Origin of the sequence: Coriobacterium glomerans PW2 (genome assembly GCF_000195315.1) — a bacterium.
In the GTDB taxonomy this organism is placed as follows: Bacteria; Actinomycetota; Coriobacteriia; order Coriobacteriales; family Coriobacteriaceae; genus Coriobacterium; species Coriobacterium glomerans.
In genome coordinates this window covers 827,034-850,113 of sequence record NC_015389.1, presented here as the reverse complement: position 1 = coordinate 850,113, position 23,080 = coordinate 827,034, and the positions used below count along the sequence as shown (strand labels likewise).

The 23,080-nt window shown below is 58.7% G+C and carries 20 protein-coding genes; 4 read left to right on the top strand and 16 right to left on the bottom strand.

Annotated elements, in window-relative coordinates:
• Positions 1 to 34: 34 nt before the first annotated feature.
• On the bottom strand, positions 35 to 2,116 hold the full coding sequence (locus tag CORGL_RS03675) for an NAD(+) synthase (protein WP_013708575.1): 2,082 nt from the start codon (positions 2,114 to 2,116) through the stop codon (positions 35 to 37).
• A 211-nt stretch (positions 2,117 to 2,327) separates the two neighbouring features.
• Between CORGL_RS03675 and CORGL_RS03670 the strand changes: the two genes are divergently transcribed.
• Together CORGL_RS03670 and CORGL_RS09345 are read left to right on the top strand one after the other, a co-directional pair.
• Positions 2,328 to 3,455, top strand: coding sequence for a glycosyltransferase (locus tag CORGL_RS03670; RefSeq protein ID WP_013708574.1), 1,128 nt, complete (start codon positions 2,328 to 2,330; stop codon positions 3,453 to 3,455).
• Positions 3,452 to 4,438 carry a hypothetical protein gene (locus tag CORGL_RS09345; RefSeq protein WP_013708573.1) on the top strand — a complete coding sequence of 329 codons (987 nt, stop codon included), beginning with the start codon at positions 3,452 to 3,454 and terminating at the stop codon, positions 4,436 to 4,438. Before CORGL_RS03670 ends, CORGL_RS09345 begins: the two co-directional genes overlap by 4 nt.
• 135 nt (positions 4,439 to 4,573) lie before the next feature.
• Here CORGL_RS09345 and ettA read toward each other — a convergent pair whose 3' ends face one another.
• The gene (ettA, locus tag CORGL_RS03660) at positions 4,574 to 6,253 is read right to left on the bottom strand and encodes an energy-dependent translational throttle protein EttA (protein WP_013708572.1); all 1,680 of its coding nucleotides are present in this window, start codon (positions 6,251 to 6,253) and stop codon (positions 4,574 to 4,576) included.
• 252 nt (positions 6,254 to 6,505) lie between these two features.
• Here ettA and CORGL_RS03655 point away from each other — a divergent pair, with 252 nt between their 5' ends.
• Entirely contained in the window at positions 6,506 to 7,363 is an 858-nt protein-coding gene (locus CORGL_RS03655) for a tRNA threonylcarbamoyladenosine dehydratase (RefSeq protein WP_049777725.1), read from the top strand.
• Positions 7,360 to 8,124, top strand: a complete 765-nt coding sequence (locus CORGL_RS03650) for a TatD family hydrolase (protein ID WP_013708570.1) — start codon at positions 7,360 to 7,362, stop codon at positions 8,122 to 8,124. Before CORGL_RS03655 ends, CORGL_RS03650 begins: the two co-directional genes overlap by 4 nt.
• 23 nt (positions 8,125 to 8,147) lie before the next feature.
• On the opposite strand, the gene CORGL_RS03645 is transcribed toward CORGL_RS03650, so the two are convergent.
• From CORGL_RS03645 to CORGL_RS03580, 14 genes are all read right to left on the bottom strand, one after another.
• Complete coding sequence (locus CORGL_RS03645; RefSeq protein WP_013708569.1) at positions 8,148 to 9,680, bottom strand: FGGY-family carbohydrate kinase; 1,533 nt, start codon at positions 9,678 to 9,680, stop codon at positions 8,148 to 8,150.
• Positions 9,680 to 10,504, bottom strand: a complete 825-nt coding sequence (locus CORGL_RS03640) for a BtpA/SgcQ family protein (RefSeq protein ID WP_013708568.1) — start codon at positions 10,502 to 10,504, stop codon at positions 9,680 to 9,682. The genes CORGL_RS03645 and CORGL_RS03640 overlap by 1 nt, the downstream gene beginning before the upstream one ends.
• A 60-nt stretch (positions 10,505 to 10,564) precedes the next feature.
• Positions 10,565 to 10,993, bottom strand: coding sequence for a secondary thiamine-phosphate synthase enzyme YjbQ (locus CORGL_RS03635; RefSeq protein ID WP_013708567.1), 429 nt, complete (start codon positions 10,991 to 10,993; stop codon positions 10,565 to 10,567).
• Between the two features lies 1 nt (position 10,994).
• Complete coding sequence (locus CORGL_RS03630) at positions 10,995 to 11,858, bottom strand: amidohydrolase family protein (protein WP_013708566.1); 864 nt, start codon at positions 11,856 to 11,858, stop codon at positions 10,995 to 10,997.
• A gap of 11 nt (positions 11,859 to 11,869) precedes the next feature.
• Entirely contained in the window at positions 11,870 to 12,670 is an 801-nt protein-coding gene (frlD, locus tag CORGL_RS03625) for a fructoselysine 6-kinase (protein WP_013708565.1), read from the bottom strand.
• Between the two features lie 59 nt (positions 12,671 to 12,729).
• On the bottom strand, positions 12,730 to 13,521 hold the full coding sequence (locus tag CORGL_RS03620) for a PfkB family carbohydrate kinase (protein WP_245526964.1): 792 nt from the start codon (positions 13,519 to 13,521) through the stop codon (positions 12,730 to 12,732).
• A gap of 82 nt (positions 13,522 to 13,603) precedes the next feature.
• Positions 13,604 to 14,572 (bottom strand): SIS domain-containing protein, encoded by a 969-nt coding sequence (locus CORGL_RS03615; RefSeq protein WP_013708563.1) that lies wholly within the window; start codon positions 14,570 to 14,572, stop codon positions 13,604 to 13,606.
• A 34-nt stretch (positions 14,573 to 14,606) separates the two neighbouring features.
• Positions 14,607 to 15,461 carry a sugar phosphate isomerase/epimerase family protein gene (locus CORGL_RS03610; protein WP_013708562.1) on the bottom strand — a complete coding sequence of 285 codons (855 nt, stop codon included), beginning with the start codon at positions 15,459 to 15,461 and terminating at the stop codon, positions 14,607 to 14,609.
• Between the two features lie 18 nt (positions 15,462 to 15,479).
• Positions 15,480 to 17,051 (bottom strand): amidohydrolase family protein, encoded by a 1,572-nt coding sequence (locus tag CORGL_RS03605; protein WP_013708561.1) that lies wholly within the window; start codon positions 17,049 to 17,051, stop codon positions 15,480 to 15,482.
• 10 nt (positions 17,052 to 17,061) lie between these two features.
• Positions 17,062 to 18,501, bottom strand: a complete 1,440-nt coding sequence (locus tag CORGL_RS03600) for a YfcC family protein (RefSeq protein ID WP_041739100.1) — start codon at positions 18,499 to 18,501, stop codon at positions 17,062 to 17,064.
• Between the two features lie 258 nt (positions 18,502 to 18,759).
• Positions 18,760 to 19,494 (bottom strand): GntR family transcriptional regulator, encoded by a 735-nt coding sequence (locus tag CORGL_RS03595; protein ID WP_013708559.1) that lies wholly within the window; start codon positions 19,492 to 19,494, stop codon positions 18,760 to 18,762.
• Positions 19,495 to 19,697: 203 nt separating this feature from the next.
• Entirely contained in the window at positions 19,698 to 20,372 is a 675-nt protein-coding gene (locus tag CORGL_RS03590) for an HAD family hydrolase (protein WP_013708558.1), read from the bottom strand.
• A 52-nt stretch (positions 20,373 to 20,424) separates the two neighbouring features.
• On the bottom strand, positions 20,425 to 22,119 hold the full coding sequence (gene pgi / locus CORGL_RS03585; RefSeq protein WP_013708557.1) for a glucose-6-phosphate isomerase: 1,695 nt from the start codon (positions 22,117 to 22,119) through the stop codon (positions 20,425 to 20,427).
• A gap of 183 nt (positions 22,120 to 22,302) precedes the next feature.
• The gene (locus CORGL_RS03580) at positions 22,303 to 23,016 is read right to left on the bottom strand and encodes a phosphatase PAP2 family protein (RefSeq protein ID WP_245526944.1); all 714 of its coding nucleotides are present in this window, start codon (positions 23,014 to 23,016) and stop codon (positions 22,303 to 22,305) included.
• Positions 23,017 to 23,080: the final 64 nt, after the last annotated feature.

Genomic DNA, 23,080 nt, shown 5'->3' with positions numbered 1-23,080 from the left:
TGTCCTCCAGTAGCATATATCCATTCCGCGCGATTTAAATCTGCGAATCTGCAGATTCTATCGATACTTCGTTCGCGAGGGTCTCGGTGAGACGGTCGATCTCGTCGAGCCACATCCGCGCGCTCGCATCGCTGGGCATGCGCCAGTCCCCCCGCGGCGACAGGCTCACCGAACCCACCTTGGGACCATCGGGCAGCGCGCTGCGCTTGAACTGCTGGGAGAAGAAGCGCCTGTAGAAGACCCTGAGCCAAGATAGAATGGTCGAAGGGTCGTAGGTTCCATCGAAGGAGCGACACGCCGTTCTGAAGATGCGGCCCGGCGACAGACCGAATCGCAGGAGATAATAGAGGAAATAGTCATGCAGCTCATAGGGTCCGACGAGTTCCTCGGTTCGCTGCGCGATCGCTCCGTCGGGCTCCGGCGGCAGCAGCTCGGGCGATACGGGCGTGTCCAGAATGTCGCTCAGCGTGTCGGCGATCTCTCCCGCTGAGGCCTCGGCGACATATCCGACGAGGTGGCGGACGAGCGTCTTGGGCACGCTCGCGTTCACACCGTACATGCTCATATGGTCGCCGTTGTAGGTCGCCCATCCGAGCGCGAGCTCGGAGAGATCCCCTGTGCCGATGACGAGGGCGCCGAGCTGGTTCGCCAGATCCATGAGGATCTGGGTGCGCTCCCGAGCCTGACTGTTCTCGTAGGTCACATCGGTGAGGCGCGCGTCGTGGCCGATGTCGCGGAAATGCTGCCGTACGGCCGCGTCGATCGGGATCTCGCGAAACGTCGCGTCCAGCGAGCGCGCGAGTCGCTCGGCGTTACCCTTCGTGCGACCCGTCGTACCGAAGCCCGGCATGGAAACGGCGACGATGCCCGCGCGAGCGAGTCCGAGATCATCGAAGGCGCGCGCGCACACGAGAAGCGCCAGAGTGGAATCGAGCCCTCCGGAAACGCCGATCACGATCCGCTCGGCGTGCGTGTGGGAAAGTCGGGTCTTGAGGCCGGCCGCCTGAAGGCCGAGGATCAGCTCGCAACGCGCTGCCAGATCGTCGGTATCGGCTGGTACGAACGGAAGGCGGGGAAAGATTCGCGACGTGGTGAGACCGGATCGCATCAGCGCTTCAGCAGGAGCCCGGGAGTCGCTCGCGAGCGCGCGCGCGGAACCGGTGAATGAGAACGGCACGCTCCGCGCATCCGATCCTTCGGCGACACGCGCCGTCCACGTGCTCGAGCGGCGGCGTTCCGCGCAAAGGCGGTCGAGATCGATATCGGCGCTCGCCATGTCCGTCGTGAACAGATCGGTCTCGGCGATCGTGCGACCGTTCTCCGCGATCAGATTCTCTCCGGCGAACACGAGATCGGTCGTGGACTCGCCCTCCCCCGCGTCCGCGTAGACGTAGGCGCAAAAGAGCCGGGCGCTCTGAGCGCTCACGAGGCTCGAGCGATAATCCGCCTTGCCGATGATCTCATCGCTGGCCGAGGCGTTCAACACGACCGCGGCACCCCGCGCGAGGGCCATCTCGACAGAGGGCGGATCGGCCACCCACAGATCCTCGCATATCTCCACACCGATCGCGACCTCATCCATACCGTCATCTGAACAGCAAAAGACGAGTCCCCAGCCAAGCGGGGCCGATTGCCCGGCGAGGCGAACCGAGAGCACGGCGTCAGCGGGAGCGGGGGAAAACCAGCGCGCCTCGTAGAACTCACCGTGGTTGGGCAGGTTCCTCTTGGCGCTAAGACCGAGCAGGCGGCCTGCGCAGCAGACGGCGCAGCAGTTGTAGAGCGCCGATCCGTGCGCCACGGGCAGACCGATCGTGAACAGGAGGGGAAGATCTCGCGTCTGCGCGAGGATGTCTCGCAGCGAGCGCTCGGCGGCGTCGATGAGCGTCCGGTCCAAAAAGAGATCCTGACAGGTGTATCCCGTGAGGCACAGCTCGGGCAGGGCCAGCGCACCCGCGCCCTGCCGTGCCGCCGCGCGGATGTGCGCCAGCGCCGCTGCGGCATTGGCCTCGACATCGGCGACGCGGATCGCCGGCGTCGCTGCGGCGACGCGGAAGAAACCGTCATGTGCGCGGTCGCGCACACCGTTGCGCGTGCTTCCGCCAACCCGCTGGTCCATCTCATGCTCCTCATCAACGGCGCGCGCGGCGCGCATCGATCCTTTGACATTATTGTAGCCAAGTCTTCTTTATATACGCACCCGCGCCCGCTTGTGTGCTCGATGCAGACTTTGCGCCGCTTCTTTATGCAGAAAGCACGATGCACCCTATAATGGGACGGAACTTTTCGTGAAACGTGCGCCGCGCAGAGGAGAAAGGCAGCGAGATCCTGTGAGTGAGACCACGACCTCCATCGACGGCACGCAGCCGGACGCAGATTCGCAGACGGTATCGGACATGCCGAGTCGCACCGACTCCATCGAGGGCTTGGCCCTCATCGTCGTCACGTACAAGCGACAGGAGCTGCTCGCGAAGCTCATCGACAGCATCTGTGCTCTCAACCGAGCCCCTTGGCGCATCATCGTGGTGGACAATGAGCACTCCGAGCAGACGCGAGCAATGGTAGCGGACCTCGCCGCGCGCGCCTGCGCCCGCTGGGGCACAGATGTCGAGCACCCCGATGAGGCGGGTGGCACCGACCGGGTCGTCTACGCGCCGCAAAGGGACAATCTCGGTGGCGCGGGCGGCTTCTCAGCCGGCATCGGGCTGGCCTGGGAGCTCGGAGCGAGATGGTTCTGGGTCATGGACGACGATGTTTCAGTCATGCCCGATGCCATAGAGCTGCTCGCCCCCTGGACCCGGGAGCACCTTGTCATACAGGGCTCACGGCTGGACTATGACGGCAGTCCGTTCTACTGGCAGTACCGCTTCATCAACAGTCTGGGCATCCCCAACCCGATCGCACCGGCGGCCTTCGGTCCGGAGGGCTACCGCCCTATGAACACCCTGTGCTTCGAAGGGGGGCTGTTCGCCCGGTGCATCGTCGACAGAATCGGTCTGCCCGACCCGCGCTTCTTCATCTACTTCGATGATGCGATCTACGGCTATTTGGCCTCGAAGGTCACCGACCCCATCGTGTGCGCCGATTTGATCCTGCAGCGAACGCGCGACATCGCGCACTGGAACATCGCCAACGTGAGGCAGCTCAACGGCACCTCGGATATGAACCGCTACCACATCATGCGCAACCGGGGCTACATGGCGCGTTACTTTCGAGAGCACGGCGACTACAATCGCCTCCTGTTCGGCGTGGGCACGGCAGCCACCTTCGCCAAGGAGATCATCCGTCTCGTCGCCGTCGACCGCACGTTCAAAAGCGGCCTTACAGCACTGCTCAAGGGCATGCGCGATGCGCGCAGGATATACCGTGACCGGACGTGGGAGGCGATGCCGCCTCTCGCCACGCCGGCCGCAGACGAGCAGCCCGGCGAGCAGCAGCGTACGGGGATCCGGTCATGAAGCGCGATCAAGACTACGATGTGACCGGTGACCGGCGAGGCGAGGACAGCGGATCGAGCGGTGCGGATGGCCGGCAGATGAAGCCGAAGGAGGGCCTGTTCGATGGCATCTCGATCTCGCAGATCATCGCCGGAGCAGCTGCAGCGGCGACCTCGGTGGTGCTCGCGTCGCAGATCGGTATCGCCGGCTCGGTCATCGGCGCCGCGATCAGCTCGGCTGTGACCATCATCTGCTCCCAGCTCTATCGGCGATTCCTCACGGCGAGCGCCGAGAGGCTGAAGGGCGGAGCCAAGGCACTGGGACTGAAGGACGAGAACCCGGCCGAGAACGGCGAGCCGGCCGGAGCCGCAATCGGTTTCGGCGCGGACGCGCATCGCGAGCCGGGGATGTCTCGGCCGGACGGTCCGCGCGCGCCGCTGATGGGGACCGATGAGAGCGCGGGAGACGCAGCCGAGCGCGGGAGACGCATCGCGCCCCCAACGCTGCGATCCCAAGCGGCCGCGCAGCGCGCGAGGACGCAACGACGAGTCGCGCTCTTCTCGATCGTCATCGCCATCGCCGCCGTGGCGCTATGCGCAGCGGCCATCATCTTCGCGACGCGCGGCAGCGGCCTCGGTTACAGGACCGAGCCTATCTTCAAGCGCTCCGATCGACAAGAACCCAAGCAGTTGACGGGGGGAAAGGATGCGGCCGCGACGCCCCCGAAAACCGATCGCGACGACGCCGTCGCACCGGATACCGACAACCAGGCATCGCCGAAGGCACCGAAATCGCCCGACACCGGCAAAGCCGACACCGGCAAAAAGGGCGGTGGCTCCTCAGACGCCTCGTCGAATGACGCGCCCGATGGGACAGGGCCCCACACCGAGAGCGGCAACGCGGACGAGAACGACGCCTCGGGCAAAAGCGGGGCCTCGGGCAAAAGCGGGGCCTCGGGCAAAAGCGGGGCCGCCGACTCCCCCGGAGCCGGCGCGCAGCAATGAGCACACGGACCGAGGGTGCTCGGCATCGCTCGAGTCTGCCGCCGCGAAGCTGAGATTCTCGCCTCCCCGGTGGCAGAATCGAACCTGAGATCTCGATGTGGCCGACTCGGATCGACCGCATCGAAACGAAGCTCTTTAGTCCCTCGTGAGCTTGCGATGGATCCGATGGGGACGTGCGGCGTCCTCACCCAAGCGCTCGATGCGATTCTCCTGATACGCTTGGAAGTTGCCCTCGAACCAGTGCCACGACCCGGGACGCTCATCGGTGCCCTCCCAAGCGAGGATATGCGTCGCCACACGATCCAGAAACATGCGATCATGACTGATGACGACCGAGCAGCCGGGAAACTCCAGCAGCGCCGCCTCGAGCGAGGAGAGCGTCTCGACATCGAGGTCGTTGGTGGGCTCGTCAAGCAGGAGCAGGTTGCCGCCCTGCTTCAGGGTGAGCGCGAGATTCAAGCGGTTGCGCTCCCCTCCGGACAGCACTCCGGCAGATTTCTGCTGGTCGGGCCCTTTGAAGCCGAAGCTCGCGACATAGGCGCGACTCGGTACCTCCGTCTCGCCGACCATCATGAAGTCATCTCCGTTGGAGACGACCTCCCACAGGCTGAGATTCGGATCGATCCCCTCGCGCATCTGATCCACATAGGAGATCTTGACCGTCTCCCCGATGTCGAGGGTGCCCGCGCTCATGGGCACCAGACCCATGATCGTCTTGAACAGCGTGGTCTTGCCGACGCCGTTGGGGCCGATCACACCCACGATGCCGTTGCGCGGCAGCGAGAAGCTCAGATCATCGATAAGAACGCGATCGCCGACGGCGCAGACGAGATGCTCGGCGACGAGCACCTTCGAGCCGAGGCGCGGCCCCACGGGGATCCGGATATCCGCGTAGTCGAGCTTCTGGGACTCCCTGGCCGCGGCCTCCATCTGCTCGTAGCGCTCCAAGCGCGCTCGGCTCTTCGCCTGACGAGCTCTGGGGCTCGATCTTACCCACTCCAGCTCCGCCTCCATGCGCTTGGCGAGACGGGCGTCGCGCTTGCCCTGCGCGGCGATGCGCGCCGCCTTCGTCTCCAGGTAGGTCGAATAATTGCCCTTGTAGGGGAACAGATGGCCTCGATCGACCTCGCAGATCCACTCGGCGACATTGTCCAGAAAATATCGATCATGGGTGACGGCGAGCACCGCGCCGGCGTAGCCCTGCAAGAAGTGTTCGAGCCAGAGCACCGACTCGGCGTCGAGATGGTTCGTGGGCTCGTCAAGCAGCAGCAGGTCGGGTGCTTCGAGCAGCAGCCGACATAGTGCCACACGGCGACGCTCACCGCCCGAGAGCTGGTGCACGCGAGCATCGGAATCGGGAAGCTGCAGAGCGTCCATGGCGACGCCGAGCCTGCTGTCGATATCCCATGCGTCGGCGGCATCGATCTCATCTTGCAGGGAACCCATCTCGGCCATGAGGGCGTCGAAGTCCGCGTCGGGCTCAGACATCTCCTCGCCGATGCGGTTGAAGCGCTCGATGTTGGCGAGCATGTCTGAAAAAGCCATCCGCACGTTCTCGATGACGGTCTTCTCCTCATCGAGCGCCGGTTCCTGCTCCAGGATCCCGACGGTATAGCCAGGACTCAGTCGGGCATCGCCGTTCGATACGTCCTCGATCCCCGCCATGATCTTGAGCAGCGTGGACTTGCCCATTCCGTTGGGACCGACAACGCCGATCTTGGCTCCCGGATAAAATGACAGCGTCACATCGTCCAAGATGACCTTGTCGCCGTGCGCCTTGCGCGCCTGATACATCTGATAGATGAACTCCGCCATGGCTCTCCTCACATCTGATTGCGCGCGCGAACCCGAATGGTGGAAGCAGGCGCAGCGCCGGGCTATCGTCTCAAACCCGGGCGCGCCCGCACGAGATCGCACGTGCATTTCCATGGCGAAACCATGTTTGCGCAGCGGTGTTTGCGCACCGTGAGCGGAGTTTCGGACAAGATGTGGCGAATCCCCGCTCGCAGCTGCGGACCCTCTATAATGGCCCTCGGGTGCACCTGGGAGAAAGCTGAGCGCGACGACATGAGCAAGCGGGAAACGAATACCATTCAGCCGCAGACGGCGATCCAAGAGAGCGCCACATCGAAACTCGAGATCATCATGGGCGTCGAGGGGCTTGCGCGGCTGCATGACGCCACCGTCATGGTCTTCGGCTGCGGAGGGGTGGGGTCCAACTGCATCGAGGCGCTCGCGCGCGGCGGCGTCGGCAGACTTGTGATCGTGGATCGCGATGTGGTATCCGCGAGCAACATCAACAGGCAGGCCATAGCATTTCACAGCACGATCGGCAGACGCAAGATCGATGTCATGGCCGACATGATAAGAGACATCAATCCTTCCATAGACGTGGTCGCCTTCGACACATTCGTACTCGCCGACAACCTCGAGGCGCTCATCGAGCACGCGGTCGATGCATCCGCAGGACGGATCGACTTCGCGGTCGATGCCTTCGACACCGTCTCCACAAAGCTCGCCATCGCCGACTTCGCCCAGCGCAGCGGTCTCAATCTGATCAGCAGCATGGGCGGAGGCAACAAGCTGCATCCGGAGTGCCTGCGCATCGCCGATATTCACGAGACGCTCAACTGCCCGCTGTCGCGCGTGATGCGAAAGGAATGCCGCCGCCGCGGCATCCATCATCTGCGCGTCCTGTACTCATGCGAGGTGCCGGTGCCCACCCGGGCGAGGGCGGGTGCAACCAGGCGGGACCGATCCGATCTCGGCACCGCGAGCTTCATGCCGCCCATCATGGGCCAGATGATCGCCGGCGAGGTGATCCGACAGATCTCCGGTGTCGGAGTTCGAGCGGCCAATGGGAGTCATCTCGCGCTCGCTCGCCGCTCCGGCAGCGGACGAGCGCAGGGAAGCGCACGCCGATGACGGGGCGCTATGACATGCATTGCCATCTGAGTCTCATGGCGAACAGCCGCGAGGTCGCCGAGGGAGCGCAGGAGCGCGATATCAACATGCTCGCGGTCTCAGTGACACCCGCGGACGCCGCGGCGGCCCACCGTCAGCTCGATGGATGCGCGCGCGTTCGCACAGGGCTCGGTCTGCACCCTTGGTGGCTCGCTGACGGTCGCTGCGGCGAGACCGAGATCGCACGGTTCATGGAAGCCGTACGCGATGCACGCTTCATCGGGGAGATCGGAGTGGATGCCGGCAGGAAGTGCGCCGGCACCCAGGAGATGCAGCTCGATGTCCTGACGCGCATGGCCGCCGCAGTGCGCGATCGCGACATCGGTCGCCGGGTGCTATCGATTCATGCGGTCCGCTCGGCCGGGGCCGTTCTCGATGTGCTCGAGAGATTCGAGCTGACCTCGCGACACGCCTGCATTTTTCACTGGTTCACCGGCAGCTCCGATGAGCTGGTGCGCGCACGCAGCGCAGGGTGCTATTTTTCCATCAACGAGCGCATGCTCGCGACGAAGCGCGGGCGGGAGTACGCGCGCACCATTCCCGTGGGCAGCTTGCTGCTCGAAACCGATGCGCCTCCCGTGCTCGGAGAGACCTATGCAGCCGAGCTGATCGACGAATCGCTTGCCAGGAGCCTGGCATCGATATCAACGCTTCGAGGGATCCCGGCAGCAGACCTGGAGGCACGTATCGAGTCGACGAGCTCTGAGGTTCTCGGCATGTGAGCGGACATCGATACTCGGTATCATCACGAAGTGCGATTTGATCCCAAGGCATGCATGAGATCACTGTTTCGCCGATATAGATTGTCGAAGAGATCTTTTCGTTCGGTGAAGAGCGCGCTCGCTGCACGATCGGGTTCAAATGTCATCCCCTTCCCGACCCGAGCTGCGAGATCATTCCAACTGGAGCATGCACCATCGGCAAGTGCCGCCATCAATGCGTCTCCATAGCTGGCGCCGATGCTGACCGATGCCGTCGAAACTTCCTTGCAGCACGCATCCGAGATCGCCTGCAGCCACACGGGATTCTTCGTTCCGCCGCCGGCGGCAACGATACGATTGATCCGCAGGCCGTGATCGTGTTCCAGAATCGAGATATGCGCGGCAATCGAAAATGCGATACCCTCGAGCGCGGCTCTGACCATGTGGGCGCGCGTATGTCTCAGCGTGAGACCGAAGAAGACACCGCGCGCATCCGGATCATTGATCGGCGTGCGCTCGCCGGCAAAATACGGTAGACAGATCAGACCCTCGGACCCGGGAGGTATGCGTTTCGCTTCTGAAGCCATAGCTTCAAAGACATTCGGACCGCCTGTTCGCTCACTTGCCACGGCGTCCCGATAGAGTTCGTCTCCCAGCCACCCGGTGAGAGATCCGGCCGTGTTCGTGCCCGCGCAGACGGCAAACTGATCTGGAATGATGAATGATCCCGGCCAGAGCCTCGAATCGTTGATCAGATGATCGGTGACGCAGATGATATAGCACGTACTTCCCAGTTGAACCATGAGATCTCCGGGACGGCACACACCGGTGGATATGGCCTCGGCACCCGAGTCGCCGGTTCCCACTAGAACCGGCGTCCCCTTTGTAAGTCCAGTTGCCTTCGCGGCGATCTCGGTGACCGATCCGGCTATATCGGTCGCCGAGCAGACTTCGGCCATCTGATCCGAACGACAAAACCGCGAGATGTGCTCTGAATCCACGCGCCAGCTGACGGGATCGTACATCGGCAGAAAGTCCTCTGCGAGATAGCGGTCGATCGTGAATCTACCGGTGAGCTTCGCGCACAAGAAGGAAGAAGCGGTGAGAAACTTTGCAGCACGATCATGTATGTCAGGCATGTTCTCTTTGTACCAGAGCACCTTCGGCGAAACATCCGAGGAACACGGATCGTGGCCGATGAGCTCGCGCGCGCGGTCCTCACCGTACTCCGCGATAAGCTCTTTGATCTGCGGTGCGCTTCGTGCATCGATCCCATATAATATCGCAGGCGCGAGAGCTGCTCCATCCGCATCAACGGCAACGCAGTCAGAACCCAGAGCTGAAAGTCCCACGCATCTTATGCGCTCGGCCGGGATTTTGGCGGCAGCGATCAGCTCGCGTGACAACTGGCAGAAATCACCCCACCAGATCGCATCCGCGTCATGTTGATACCAACCGGGCCGCGGGTTCTGCGTTTCATGCGCGAGCGTCTTCTGAGCGACAATCGTGCAGCTCTCGTCGATGATCACCCCTTTTGATTCTCCCGTGCCGACGTCGATTCCCATATAGTAACGCATCAATTCTTCCTCATTTTCTCCCGCCGGGCCGAACGTGCCGCAGCCATGAATGACCCAACTCGAACGGGATCAATCGGCGCGTCAAAGCGGCCGTCTCTTTTTAAGCACGTTCCCACGAAAGCGCCATCGAAGTCGCAGAAGACCTCGGCGATGGTTGATTCACGACAACCGGTCCCGCAGAGCACGGGAACACCGCAGGCAGCTTTCCTGACCCCATCGACTAGCAAGCCACTCGGCCCCTTTCCCGCAGCAGAACCTCCGACCACCAGAGCGTCGGGCGAGCAATTGAACATCAGGGACTCGGTGATCTCAGAAGTTGTGCGGTCGTTGAGATAAACCTCGCCCTCGCTGGTCACAAAATGAAATAGCCTGAGCCCGTCCAATCGCAAGGCGCTTTTCAGTCGCATCGTAGCTGCAACATCTCGATCAATGACTCCAAGATCTCCGACCCAAGCTCCTGCGAACAGACATCTGCTGAACTTCGCATTCACCGCAGCGCACAGCTCTATCGTCGCGTCCCCGTCATAGATCGCCTCAGCTCCCCACGGTGTAGACAGCTCCGACTGCAAGGTGCCGATCACGTGAGCCATGGCTGCGATCGTCACCGGGGAGACGCGCCGCTCATAGGGCAGACTGAATTCGTTTGTAACGAGGATGCCATCGACTCCGCCGTCTTGCAGCGCAGCGAGATCTCGCTTTGCCGCCTCGCATACGCGAGAGACACTGCCGTCTGGATAGTAGCGCGGATCTCCCGGAAGCGGCCTCAGATGAAGCAAGCCGATGACCGGCTTCTCAGTGCCGAACAACTTTGCCAAGAATGACATTGCAAACTCCATTCTCATCTTTCGCCGAGTTTTCACGATGTATGGCGACGACTGGTCGTATCATTCACCTATAATCTCGACGAAGACGTTTCTTTTTTGCGGTCCATCGAACTCCGCCAGGTATATGTTTTGCGCGCTTCCACAGATCACGCGTCCATCCATCACCGGAAACAAGCAGCTGTTCCCGGTGATCATACTTTTGATATGACCGCACGAGTTGTTACCCGTCGCCCCATAGCTGGGCAGGAAATGAGCGTGCGCATAGATCTCCTCCGCGGGCGCGATCCGGTCCAACGCTGCCGACAGATCCAGCTCGACGCATGACAGGCCCTCGTTCACCACGATACCGCAGGTAGTATGGGCCAAGATGATGGCGACGAGACCCTTATCGATCCCGCTGGCCTCTACCGCATCGTGGATGTCACCCGTGATATCGATGAACTGCGTCGGCTTGGTGCTCAGATAGCTCAACGTCTTGAACTCCACCATTTCAGGCCCCCTCCCCTTCCAGAAACCGCAGCGCTGTACGCCAGTAGAGGTTTTCGCGCGCCTCCTTGCTCATCGGCACGGCATCCAATGCGCCCTTTAACTTGAAAGCACGGAACCTCGGCGTGTTGCTTCCGAACATCACCTGATGAAGCAGGCTTCGCTCATACCAGAGGGGCCCCATATCCACAGTGAACAGACGAAGCATCATCTCCTTGGGTGCATCAAGATAGGTTATGGAGGTGTCCGTATAACAATTCGGATATTTCAACATCAGGGCAACCATCTCGCGAACCCAAGGCCAGGCAAAGTGTGCAAGGCAGAATCGAACATCGGGATGCATCATGATCGCTCGCTCAAACGTGAGCGGATTGCTGTTGTTCAGAGGAGCGGCGGGCTCCCAAGATAACCCTGCTTCAAACAGAACCGGTCTATTGTGCTCCTCACAGAGCTTGTAGAGTGATTCGAGTTCAGGGTCACTCGGATCAAAACATTGCTTGGCGGGATGCAGGCAGAGTCCTTTAGCTCCCAGCTCGAGAAACGATTGTTCCAGCACGTTCGCTGCATCGGCGCGATGGGGATCGACGCTTGCAAAACCCCACAATCTGTCCGGATGGGCCTCAACCAGGTGAGCGATCTGCTCGTTTGTTGCAAGCGCCGAACCGGTCGTTGCAGTAAGATCGATCGGAAGCAATACGCTTCTTGAAATATCACCTGCATTCATTTCCGCTTCAAGCTCATCGAATCCCATGGGGCCCATGTGGCCCATACCGAATTCGCTCTCCCATGTTTCAAAACCTGTCGGGCCAGATCCAGACTGGTAGATCTCTTGATAAAGCAGCGGATGAACATGCATGTCGATAACCATTCGAGCTCTCCTTAATACGGTTCGAACGCACTGACGACCCGCGCTGACAGCGATGCGCCTGCTTGCATGCAAGATCTGATATCAAGTCCTTCGATGACACCATTCGTAAATCCCGCGATATAGGAATCACCAGCTCCCACCGTGTTCACAACAGCAGGGGCATCAACTATGCCGCATGTGAAAAACCTGTCGCCGTCGTAAGCGACGCTACCCAGCTCGCCCAGCGTCGCCGTGGCTACCTTTGGACCGAGCGATTGAACATGATGCAGCCATTCGCGCAGATCAGGGGTATCCTTCTCAAACGACATAAATGCATAATCCACAAAGGGGATATAGCGCTCGCATTCATACTCGGGATCTTGGCTGAACGTGGAGAAATCCATGATGACTGTCTTTTGGTACTCGCTCCATTCAGCGAGATGCGAAAGACAATTCCCAAACAGATCGGTGTGAATGACATCGTGTGTCAGTACGAACGCCTCATCCTCATCAGTAAGGGCAAATGTCGCCATGACGCCATCGATCGCCTCGAGATGGACCCGATCGATGCCGTTTTTGAGATCCATGAGCATCACCGAGGTCTGTCCCTCATCACTTCTCAGATGAGAGGTATCAAGGCCCTCCCTATCAAGCTGCTCTCGCATACGTCTGCCGTACACATCTTCGCCGACTACGGAGACAATTGAGGTCGGCACTCCCATCCGCTGAAGGTGGATGCCCCAATCGATTCCATTGCCAGTCGGATAGATGATTCCCAGCTTTTCATAAACATCCGCACAGCAAAATCCAGCTGCACATGCATGCACAGACATATCTACCTCCAGTTTTCAGTGATGTGCCCCAGAACCGTGCCCGAGACCACGAGAATTAGCTATTCATAGCTCTTCCCATGGCCCCACGAACCTTCCATGCCGCAAATTGTCGCTGCGAACGCAGCCGAAGAATCAAGCGCATCAGTAATCGCCTCTTTTTGAGTAATGCCGCGCTTTTCCGCGTCAAGAAAACTCATTAGGAACGCCGTCAGAAAAGAATCGCCGGCACCCATGGAATCTTTCAGTTCGGAAACAGATTTTGCCCGTTGCGTGTAGAAGGTCCGCCCGTCAAAGGCGATGCAGCCGGCAGCACCGCGCGTCGCCGATGCAAACCGTGGTCCGAGTGCTTGAAGCGCTTCCAAACGCGTTCGCACCTCATCGTCTTGCATATCCTCGGGTAGCGAAAGGAACGCGAAGTCCACTAGAGGGGCGACATCGCGGATATAATCGGATGCTGAATCATCCGAAAAGTCGAAGCTCACCGGAACGCCGACCTTTCTGATCTTCGGTAGTTCGCGTTCGGTGAAACAATAGCTTCCCGTGTGCACGACATCGAACTGCCTGATGTATTCCAAATCGAAACGGTCGAGCACGAAACGAGCGTCCCCGCGTATGCCCCCCTCATTCGATCCGAGAAAGATCCGATCACCATCAACAACTGTCACACTCGCCGCTCCATTTTCTCCGATCATCTGTTTGCATGCCACGCACTCGATGCCCTCTGCGCAAAGACTGGAGATAACATGCTCGCCGGCGATATCATTACCGAAAATACCCATATATGCGGCGCGTGCGGCCCCGCATCGCTTCGCATATACAGCGAAGTTCGCTGCGTTGCCTCCCGGATACATCGTTTTCAAGTGCTCGTAGCGGTCTACCACATTGTCACCGAATCCGAGAGCCTGCACATTGAAGCCCATCTGGCCATCCCTTCTAATAGCTCTCGACGCCCATATAACGCCGCACGTCCGGATCGTGCTTGAACAACCTTCCGCGTGCTGAGCGCATCTCGCAGTTCATGGCATAGAACAAAACGGGATCGAGATATGCTCGAACACTCTCGGGAATCGCTTTCATACCGTATTCAAGCGCGTCGAGAACGATCAGAGAATCCGTGTGGGTCTTGAGAAAGCCACGTGCGCGCTCATCCATCGTTCTAAATTCGGAAGAACCCATCTGAAGAAAGTAAAACACGCCTGGCTCGGTGACCTCGAGCGGTCCGTGGAAGTACTCACCTGAGTGGATGTAGCAACAGTTCTGCCACTGCATCTCCATGAGCGAGCAGATAGCGAAGCCATATGTCTGGCTAAAGTTCGGACCCGATCCCACGATATAGAGGAATTCATGATCGCGGCACATTGATGCAAAGCGATCTGCGAGACCATTGCGCACCCGCACGCGCGCGCTGCGGATGATTTCGTCCATCGCGGCGATACCCGACGTCATGTTTCCAAAATCTGCGTATCTCTCCTGCTGATCGAGAAGCTCGGCGGCGAGCCATAGAGATATACCAGCGGGAACCTCCGCTGCTGGAACGCCCTCGCCCCATGGATAGACCCAGACAGGCCACTCACCGGTGTCGATCTTTGAACCTTTGGCATCGGTCAGCGCGATCACATAGGCACCGGTTTCTCGTGCAAGGCGGCACGCGCCGACAACCTCAGGAGTGTTGCCGCTGTGACTGCAAGCGATAACGAGCGAGTGGGCACCGAGTTTTTTCGGAATCATAATGGTGAATTCGCGCGCAGTGCAGGCATGAGAAGACAGTGTCGTCCCCTCCCGTTGAAGCAGCGAGTTCGCCGGCATAAGATCAATAAGAGACCCACCACAAGCAACCCACCAGATGTTGTCCACCTTGGTCTTTCTCCGAAGCACGTCCGCGATGATCTCGTGTGCATTCATACTGAATCACTCCCTCACGTTCTCTGATATCTGTCTATTCGCTGAAGAAGGTTTCTAACGCCTTCATGTTGCGCTCATCTGCCGCAACCGGATCTTCGAGATAGCGGGCGTCGGTAATCTCTTGTCCGAGCATGCCCTCGAAGCTGTGCTCGCCCAAAATGCGGATGAAAGACGCCAGATCATGCGTTCCGTCGCCCCATACGAGATGACCGTAGGGATCTCCATCAATGAAATGCATCTCATGGATCACATCGTTGCCGAATTCAGAGAACCACATCTCAAGAGTCTCACCCGCCACCCCCATCGCCGTCGTGTCAACCATCGGTTCAAGAAATGGGCTGTTCACCTCATCGATCATGCGCCTCGCATCAGCAAGCGTCGTGACGAGATTGCTCTCCTCAGGTCTCAAGCTCTCCATAGCAAGGGTCAAACCGTGCTCTCCGGCATATGCGGCTAAGATAGACAGGTGTTCTCTGCTGCGCTTCCAAGCATCCTGTCGGTCCTCATCAAAATCCCCCCAGCCAGAATTGATCGACATCCGCTCGCAACCGAGGACCTCGGCGAGCTCGATGCCATGCTTGAAATATGCGAGGCTGCGCTGCTCATGAAGTGGCTTTCGCGCACAATACTGCCATGGATAGACAACATTTTCCGGACACAGCGTCCTGATGCGAAGTCCTCGCTGCTCCGCTTTCCGTGCGATATCTGAAGCTTCGAAATACCCCGTATGATCGAGTGTCACATGCGGCTCTGCGCACCACAGCTCCAAAGATCTGAAGCCCAAGCGTTGCTGAGCATTCAAAAAGTAATCCAGCGACCACATGATGTAGTGGATGTTCATTCCCGCAATCTGCTCGCGCCGCAGGTGCGGTTTCGAAGTTGATCTCATCTCAAGCACCTCGTTTCTCTATGACTCATATACGATTCGACCATCCGAGATCGTAAGGACGATCCGGGCTTCTCTGGCAGCAGTAGAATCCAATGCGAACAGATTCCGATCAAGCACGCAGATATCGGCGAGCTTTCCGGACTCGAGCGTTCCGATATCATGCTCGCGCTCGAGATCATATGCGCCGCCGGCCGTCCATGCTCCGAGCAATTCCGAAATCGAGCAGGTGTTCTGAGAATTGAAGGAACGTCCGTCCGCAAAGCGTCCTCCGCACGCACAGTAAATCGAATCCCCGATATCAGGGAGCAGCAACGGCAGATCGGTTCCACAACATACGACGCATCCGCTATCAAACATCGCACGTCGATTCCAGCTGCGCCGCAGGCGTTGCTCACCGATCTGCCGACGCATCATTGCAACGCATTCCTCTCGAGGATCGAGCATGAATATCTGCGGATACACTTCGCAGATTCCACCCATTCTCCCGAACCGGACAAGGTCGCGAGGATCCGTGTTCTCCAGATCTGTGATCGCATGACGGCACCTGAGACGACCTGCGCTGTTTTTCGTCAGCGAATCAAGCAGACCGACCGTATGACGCACGGCGCCGTCCCCTTGGCAGTGAAGTGAAAAGCGAAATCCCTCAGCGTCGCCAGCTCGAACCTCCTGTTCGATAAGCGGCCAATCCGGATTTTCGATAACGGTTCGGCCAGCCGCCCCCGCGACCGCGCTCTTTTCATAAGGCTGTATCATCTCTGCGAGACCAGCAGCTACGCCGCGGTCGATCATACGATTGAAACCTGAAAATCGGACAAACGACCCACTGAATCTCTGCTGAGCGTCTCGTGCATATGCAAGATCCAACCCGCGCCCCACCGGCTGGCTCATCATCGATACGCGTATTGAGAGATCGTCATCGTCCTCCTTTTTTTTCATTTCGGTTGCAAAGCCGTAATAGTCATCAAACGACATCTCCTTGATCGAGGTGACTCCTCGAGCATTCAGCATTCGCATGTATTTCGAATACACTGATCCAGCCTCCGGCAGCGCGAGGCACTCAGCGATCAGACGCCATAGCTTTTCTGAGTAACAGCATTCCGGCGAGAAGCCGTAGCGTGAGACAGCCGCAGCATTCATAGCGCATGTCGTGCCGTTTGATGCGAAGACAACTGCCGGCTTATCGCCGAAACCCTCTTCAAGAGCTGTCTCTAGTGTTGTTCTCCCGTCCCCTTGCAACAGATCATTTGGAAGATCATGACCGATGGCTGCCATGGATCGCTCATGATCTGCCGCCCAGCATTTCAACGATTGAATGATTTGTTCAGCATCGGTCGCTGGTGCGCAATCTGCGCCAAGCCTGCGTAGCAACCAACCGGAAAAGAATGTGTGGACGTCAATCAGGCCGGGCATGAGCGTGCAGTTCCCGAGATCGCGGGTTTCATCGGCCGCTGCAATGAACGACGGTGCCTCGGCTGCCGGTCCGACTGCTTCGATCAGGTTGCCGCATAGTGAAACGAACCCGTTGAACGGTTGCTCCTGAGTTCCGGTGAAAACGCATCGTGACAATAAGACGAGCTTCCGTTTTCTCATAAAACTCCTCCTAATTCGGCAATACGCCAGAGACGGCCGTCAGAACGATCCCGGTCGCCACCATGAACAGGAAAAATTTCCATATGGTTTTCCACCACTGAGCGAAGGAGATCCTGCAGACGGCCAACCCCGCTACCGTCATGCCGGCGACCGGACTGATAGTGTTGATCGTCTGATTGGCGAACTGCAGCGCGGTGACAGCGGACTCCGGATTCAGACCCACGAGTTCTGTCAAGGGTCCCATGACGGGCATCGTCAGCGCTGCCAGCCCCGAGCTGGAGGGGACCAAAAATGAAAGCAGGCCGAGTACTATGTACATAAAAGTCGTGTACACCGCAGCAGGGGCACCGGAGAGCACCCCGGCAAGGCTGTTGAGAATGGTGTCTATGATCAGACCGCTTTCGGCTACAACCAAAATACCGCGTGCGATCCCAATAATGCAGGCGGCGTAGGCGAAATCCGAAATGCCTTTGACGAACTCATCCGCGATCGTCTCTTGGTCAAGTCCGCCGAGAACGCCGGCAAAAAGCCCCATACCGGTAAACACCATCGAAATCTGATCCATGTACCAGCCCTGTGTCACCAGACCCCAAACGATGACACCCATGCCCATGACGAATTCGATCACAACGAGCTTTTGGCGAAGTGTGAACTCCTGCTCGATGGAGGAATCGCTGACAGCGAACTCAACGCGCTTGTCCTTGTCATCTTCGTAGGTGATCGATGTAGCAGGTGCTGCTTTCACACGATGTGCATAGCGCATTGCCCAGGCGATTCCGGCACCGGTCATCACCAGCCATGCGATGAAGCGCAACCAAAGCTGGGGATTGCCCTCTATCCCGATGATGCCCTGTGAAATCAAAACGTTGAACGGATCGATTGTCGAAGCTGCGTAACCGATGTTCGGAGCAAGAAAGCAAATGATGAATGCCGTCATCGAATCGTAGCCGAGACCCATCATGACGGGGATGAAAACCGCATAGAACGGTAGGGCTTCCTCAGACATGCCAAAGGTGGTTCCGCAGATGGAAAACAGTGTCATCATAATCGGAACGATGAGCACGTCTCTGTTCTTGAGCTTTTTCACAACGCGGCTCATCCCTGCATTGAGTGCGTTTGTTTTTGCTATCACGGCAAATGAACCACCGATGAGCAACACGAACGCAACAACATCGGCAGCCGCCTGAATTCCCTTCGTCGGAGCCTGCAGAATTGCTGGCACACCTTGTCGGTAATCCACCGTCTCGCCGGAACTCGCATCTGTTTCTAGTTTGTCAACCTCATGGTAGGTGCCTGCGACAGCCACCTCTCGCTCCCCTGCAGCGGTGCTGATCATCTTTCTATCAAACTGACCCGAAGGAACAACCCAAGTGAGCGCTGCGAAAAAAACGATGAGCAGAAAGGCGATGGTATAGACATGAGGCAGTCTAAAACGAAGTCGTTTTTTCATCTTGTTCTTCTTGGATCCGGACATACTAACCTCCGAACGCATGGAAATGCAGGACGACACCAATCGCCCTCCTAAAGCTATAATGCAAATGTTCTAGAACATCCTATTATTTAACAGCTGATTTTTTCCCCGTCAAGCATTTCGCATTCAGACATGTGACTGATTATGCGAGCGGCAGGAGCAGGCCGACGAACGGTAAATAAAGCTAGATGCAAATTTTGCAACAGGATCTCTATTGCCTGAATAAGGTGCAGGCAATCAGATATCAAAAATATATCTGGAACCGACGATATACTGATGTCCCACGAACAATGGGAGGCCCTTCGCATCAAGAAAGCGAACGTTCATGAAAAACATCGGTTCGCCTGCTGGAATTGAAAGATGCTTCGCCACCTCTGCATTTGCTCGAACAACTTCCAACGTACAGGGATCTGAACCTTGCGGTGTCCTTCCCGTTCTATCAGACACGAGTTCAAAAATCGATGCGCCATTCAGCTTTTCGCGCTCCAGAAACGAAAACTCACTCCGTATAAAGTAATCGTTTTCAAGCATCACCGGAATGCCATCTGCAGTCCGCACACGTTCGACGAGAACGAGTTCATCACCCTTGGCGGTGCTCAATAGGTTCGCGAGTTCATTGTCTGCTGAGATCACTTTTCGAGATATCAGCCTGCCGCCCGCCTTCATGCCGTTTGCCCGACATACACAGCTGAAGCTCTGTATGTCATCTTTTTGATGTACTTTCCGAGTCATTTTCCCAGCATTTACGAACGTACCTCGCCCCTGCTGCTTTGTCAAATATCCTTGACAAACCAATTCGTCCACAGCACGGCGAACCGTAACGCGACCTACAGAATAGATCCTAGTAAGCTCTGCTTCAGTCGGTATCTGAGAACCAGGCTCATAGGTCCCGATCTCTATTTCTTTTTTTAGTTCCACCATTACCTGCTGATACAGAGAGATGGAGGCGTCACTGCTGATCTTTGTTGCCATCGACTTCGTTCCTAGCGCTTAGATTCGTTCTCCCTCATAGACAATATGATACCTTAAGAGATGCTTTCTTGAGCTGCGGTAACCTATTTTGTGGCGTTATGGACTGTTTCACCAAGACACATGCGGGCATGGCAATCACCGCCAAGTTACGACGAGCGATTTTCGTACTGCCATCGCACATAGCATTGCTGTGCCTACGCTCATCAGCCGATGCTCAAGATATCAGACACCTGATCGATGATCGCGTCCGCCTCAGCCTGAGAGAAGCCGAAGCGCTCCTCGCGCTTGGCAAACACGGTCAGCCCCGCGCGCTTGCCCGCGGTGATGCCGACTGCGGAATCCTCGATGCAGCAGCACTGATCGACCGGGAGCGCGAGTGCGGCCACGGTGTGCCGATATATCTCCGGGTCGGGCTTGCTCTCTTTGAACTGCTCGCCGCTCACCGTCACTTCGAACGCACCCGTCAGATCACATGCGGCAAGCACCTCTTGAATGTTGTCAAGGGGTGATGAGGACGCGAGCGCCACCCTGATACCGCGCCGCTTGAGCGCGGCGAGCGTCTTGTGCACGCCGGGATTCAGAAGCCCTCGATAGTCGCAGACGCGGCCCCGGGCCCATTCATGATATCTCGCCTGCGCCGACTCGATGCTGAGTCTGCCCGCGCCGGCGAGTTCCCACCATCTGACAAGCGTGCGCTGAAACTCCTGGTGAGACGTACCTACGAGGGCGTTGAGCTCCTCATCAGACACCTCGGCTCCGATATCGTTCAAGAAGGCGCGTTGCTCTGTCAGATAGAACGCCTCCGTGTCAACGATGACGCCGTCCATATCGAAGATGACGGCCTTGAAGGGAAACGATACAAGACTTGCGTTCAGCACGCGGTCTTCCTTCCATCGGATGGGGGCGCATAACCTCTCATAACAAATGCAATCATCTGCGATGATCACGGTAGAAACGGATGAGCGCCTGGGTCGAGGCATCTTGACGTCTGAGGGCGTCGTCGTCGTGGAAAGCCGGCGTGATCTCCTTCGCGAGCTGCTTGCCCAGTTCAACGCCCCACTGATCGAACGAGTCGATACCCCATATCGTGCCCTGCACGAACGTGATGTGCTCATAGAGCGCGATGAGTTCACCAAGTGCGAATGGCGTGAGCTCATCTGCCATGATCGAGGTGGTCGGTCGATTGCCCGTGAAGATCCTCGCGGGCACGATCTGCTCCGGAGTGCCCTCGGCGCGCACCTCTTCGGCGGTCTTGCCGAATGCAAGCGCCTTGGTCTGCGCCAAAAAGTTGCCGAGGAGCAGCTCGTGCACATCTTGACCAGCGTCCACCGCCGGGTTCGCCGTATTCGCGAAGGCGATGAAATCAGCCGGGACGATGACCGTTCCCTGATGGAGCAACTGGTAGAAGGCATGCTGGCCATTCGTGCCCGGCTCGCCCCAGAAGACCTCGCCGGTCGCCGATGTGACGACCTCGCCATCCCAGCGAACAGATTTGCCGTTCGACTCCATGGTGAGCTGTTGCAGATAGGCCGGAAAGCGGTGCAAGTACTGGCAGTACGGCAGCACGGCATGGCTCTGCGTGTGAAAGAAGTTGACATACCATACGTTGAGCAATCCCATGAGAGCGATGACGTTGCGCTCGAGCGGCGTCTGCTGAAAGTACTCGTCCATCTCGTGAAAGCCCGCGAGAAAGCTCTTGAAGCGATCCGGGCCGAACACGATGATGAGCGACAGCCCCACCGCGGAGTCAACCGAGTAGCGGCCTCCCACCCATCTCCAGAAGCCGAAGGCGTTCTTCGGATCGATGCCGAACTCCTCGACGTGATCGAGTGCCGTGGAGACGGCCACGAAGTGCGCGCGGATGGCATCGGCTCGGCTCGCGGCCGTGCCGTCGATGGCGCCGCTCCTCTGAAGCTCGGTGAGCATCCATTCCTTGACCTCACGTGCGTTCGTGAGGGTCTCCAGCGTGGTGAATGTCTTCGAGACGATGATCACGAGCGTGGTCTGCGGATCGAGCCCCGCCACCTTTGCCGCCATATCATTGGGATCGATGTTTGAGATATAGCGACAGTCTATGCCCGCATCGGCGAAGGGCCTCATGGCCTCATACGCCATGACGGGACCGAGATCGGACCCGCCGATGCCGATGCTCACCAAGTGCTCGATGCGGCAGCCGCTGACCCCTTTCCATTCACCGGAGCGCACGCGCTCGGCGAAGGCGTACATGCGATCAAGCACCTCGTGCACGTCTGCGACCACGTCCTGACCGTCTACGATGAGCTCGCCGGTCTGCTCTTTAGGACGGCGCAAAGCGGTGTGAAGCACGGCGCGATCCTCTGTGGTGTTGATGTGCTCGCCGCGATACATCGCGTCCCTGCGCTCCTCGACGCCGACCTGACGGGCGAGATCGACCAGCAGATCAAGCGTCTCGGCGGTGACGATGTTCTTCGAGAGGTCGAAGTGCAGCCCTCCCGCCTCATAGCTGAGCGATGAGGCGCGATCGGGGTCGGCTGCGAACCACGCGCGAAGATCGATCCCCTGCTCGACCAGCTCGTCGTGGTGTCTGCGGAGCGCCTTCCAAGCGGAGGTTCGGGTGGCATCGACCGGAGCGGGAACATGTGACATGACAGCCTCCTAGGCATGAGGACGCGGCTTCGGACACGATGCGACCATGCGTGAGCCGCGCAGATGACCTTATACGATATATAGTATCGCAGATTCACACTGCTTCCTCGGCGCTGATCGGAACAATCGCGTTGTCGTCGGATCTCGGATCAGCTGGACAAAAAAATAATCTGCCTTGCGTTTCTATCTGGCCGCCGGCATGGGCGCATCCCCAAGGAAGACAGGCACCGCGAAGCGCGTGTATAGAGCCAGCCAAGCAAGAGAAAGGAAGAAACCACCCAGGACATCCGTGGCGAAATGGACTCCGAGATAGATGCGACTGACGCCGATCATCACGATGACAAGGCAGAATCCGGCGCAGAGGAGCCAGCGCAAGATGCGGTCGCGCTGGTAGTGCCAGATCAGCCAGATGATGAGACCGAAAAACGCCATGGCCACCATCGAGTGAGCCGATGGGAAGCTGAAACCCGACTCGACGGCGAGCCGAAACCCCTCTGGACGCGCCCGGCAGACGAGCACCTTGATCACATGGTTCAGCACGCCTACAAGCGCCAGGTTCACCGCACAGCACCACCCCGGCCGTCTGCCGGGCGCGAATGCGGCGAGCACGAGCAGCATGACCGCGAGCACGACTGGCTCCGAGAGCGCCGAGAAGCTCCTCATGACGACCGTGAGCGCATCCGAGCGGATCGCCTGAACGAACAACCGGTAGGCTCCCGAATCGATGCGAATGACATCTCCTTGAAGCACATCGAGGAGCAGCAGCGCAAAAACCGCCAGACTCGCCACGGCCACGACAAGCCACGCGTTCGACCGCATGGGGCCACCTGAGCGCGGTGAGACGCCTCGATCTCTCACCGAGCGCCCACCCGGTTCGGAGGTGCGTCTGTCTGTCATGATGCTCCTTTTTTTCCTTCGACGCGGGTGTCGAGCACCCGTGCCGCGATGTCCGCTTATTGTA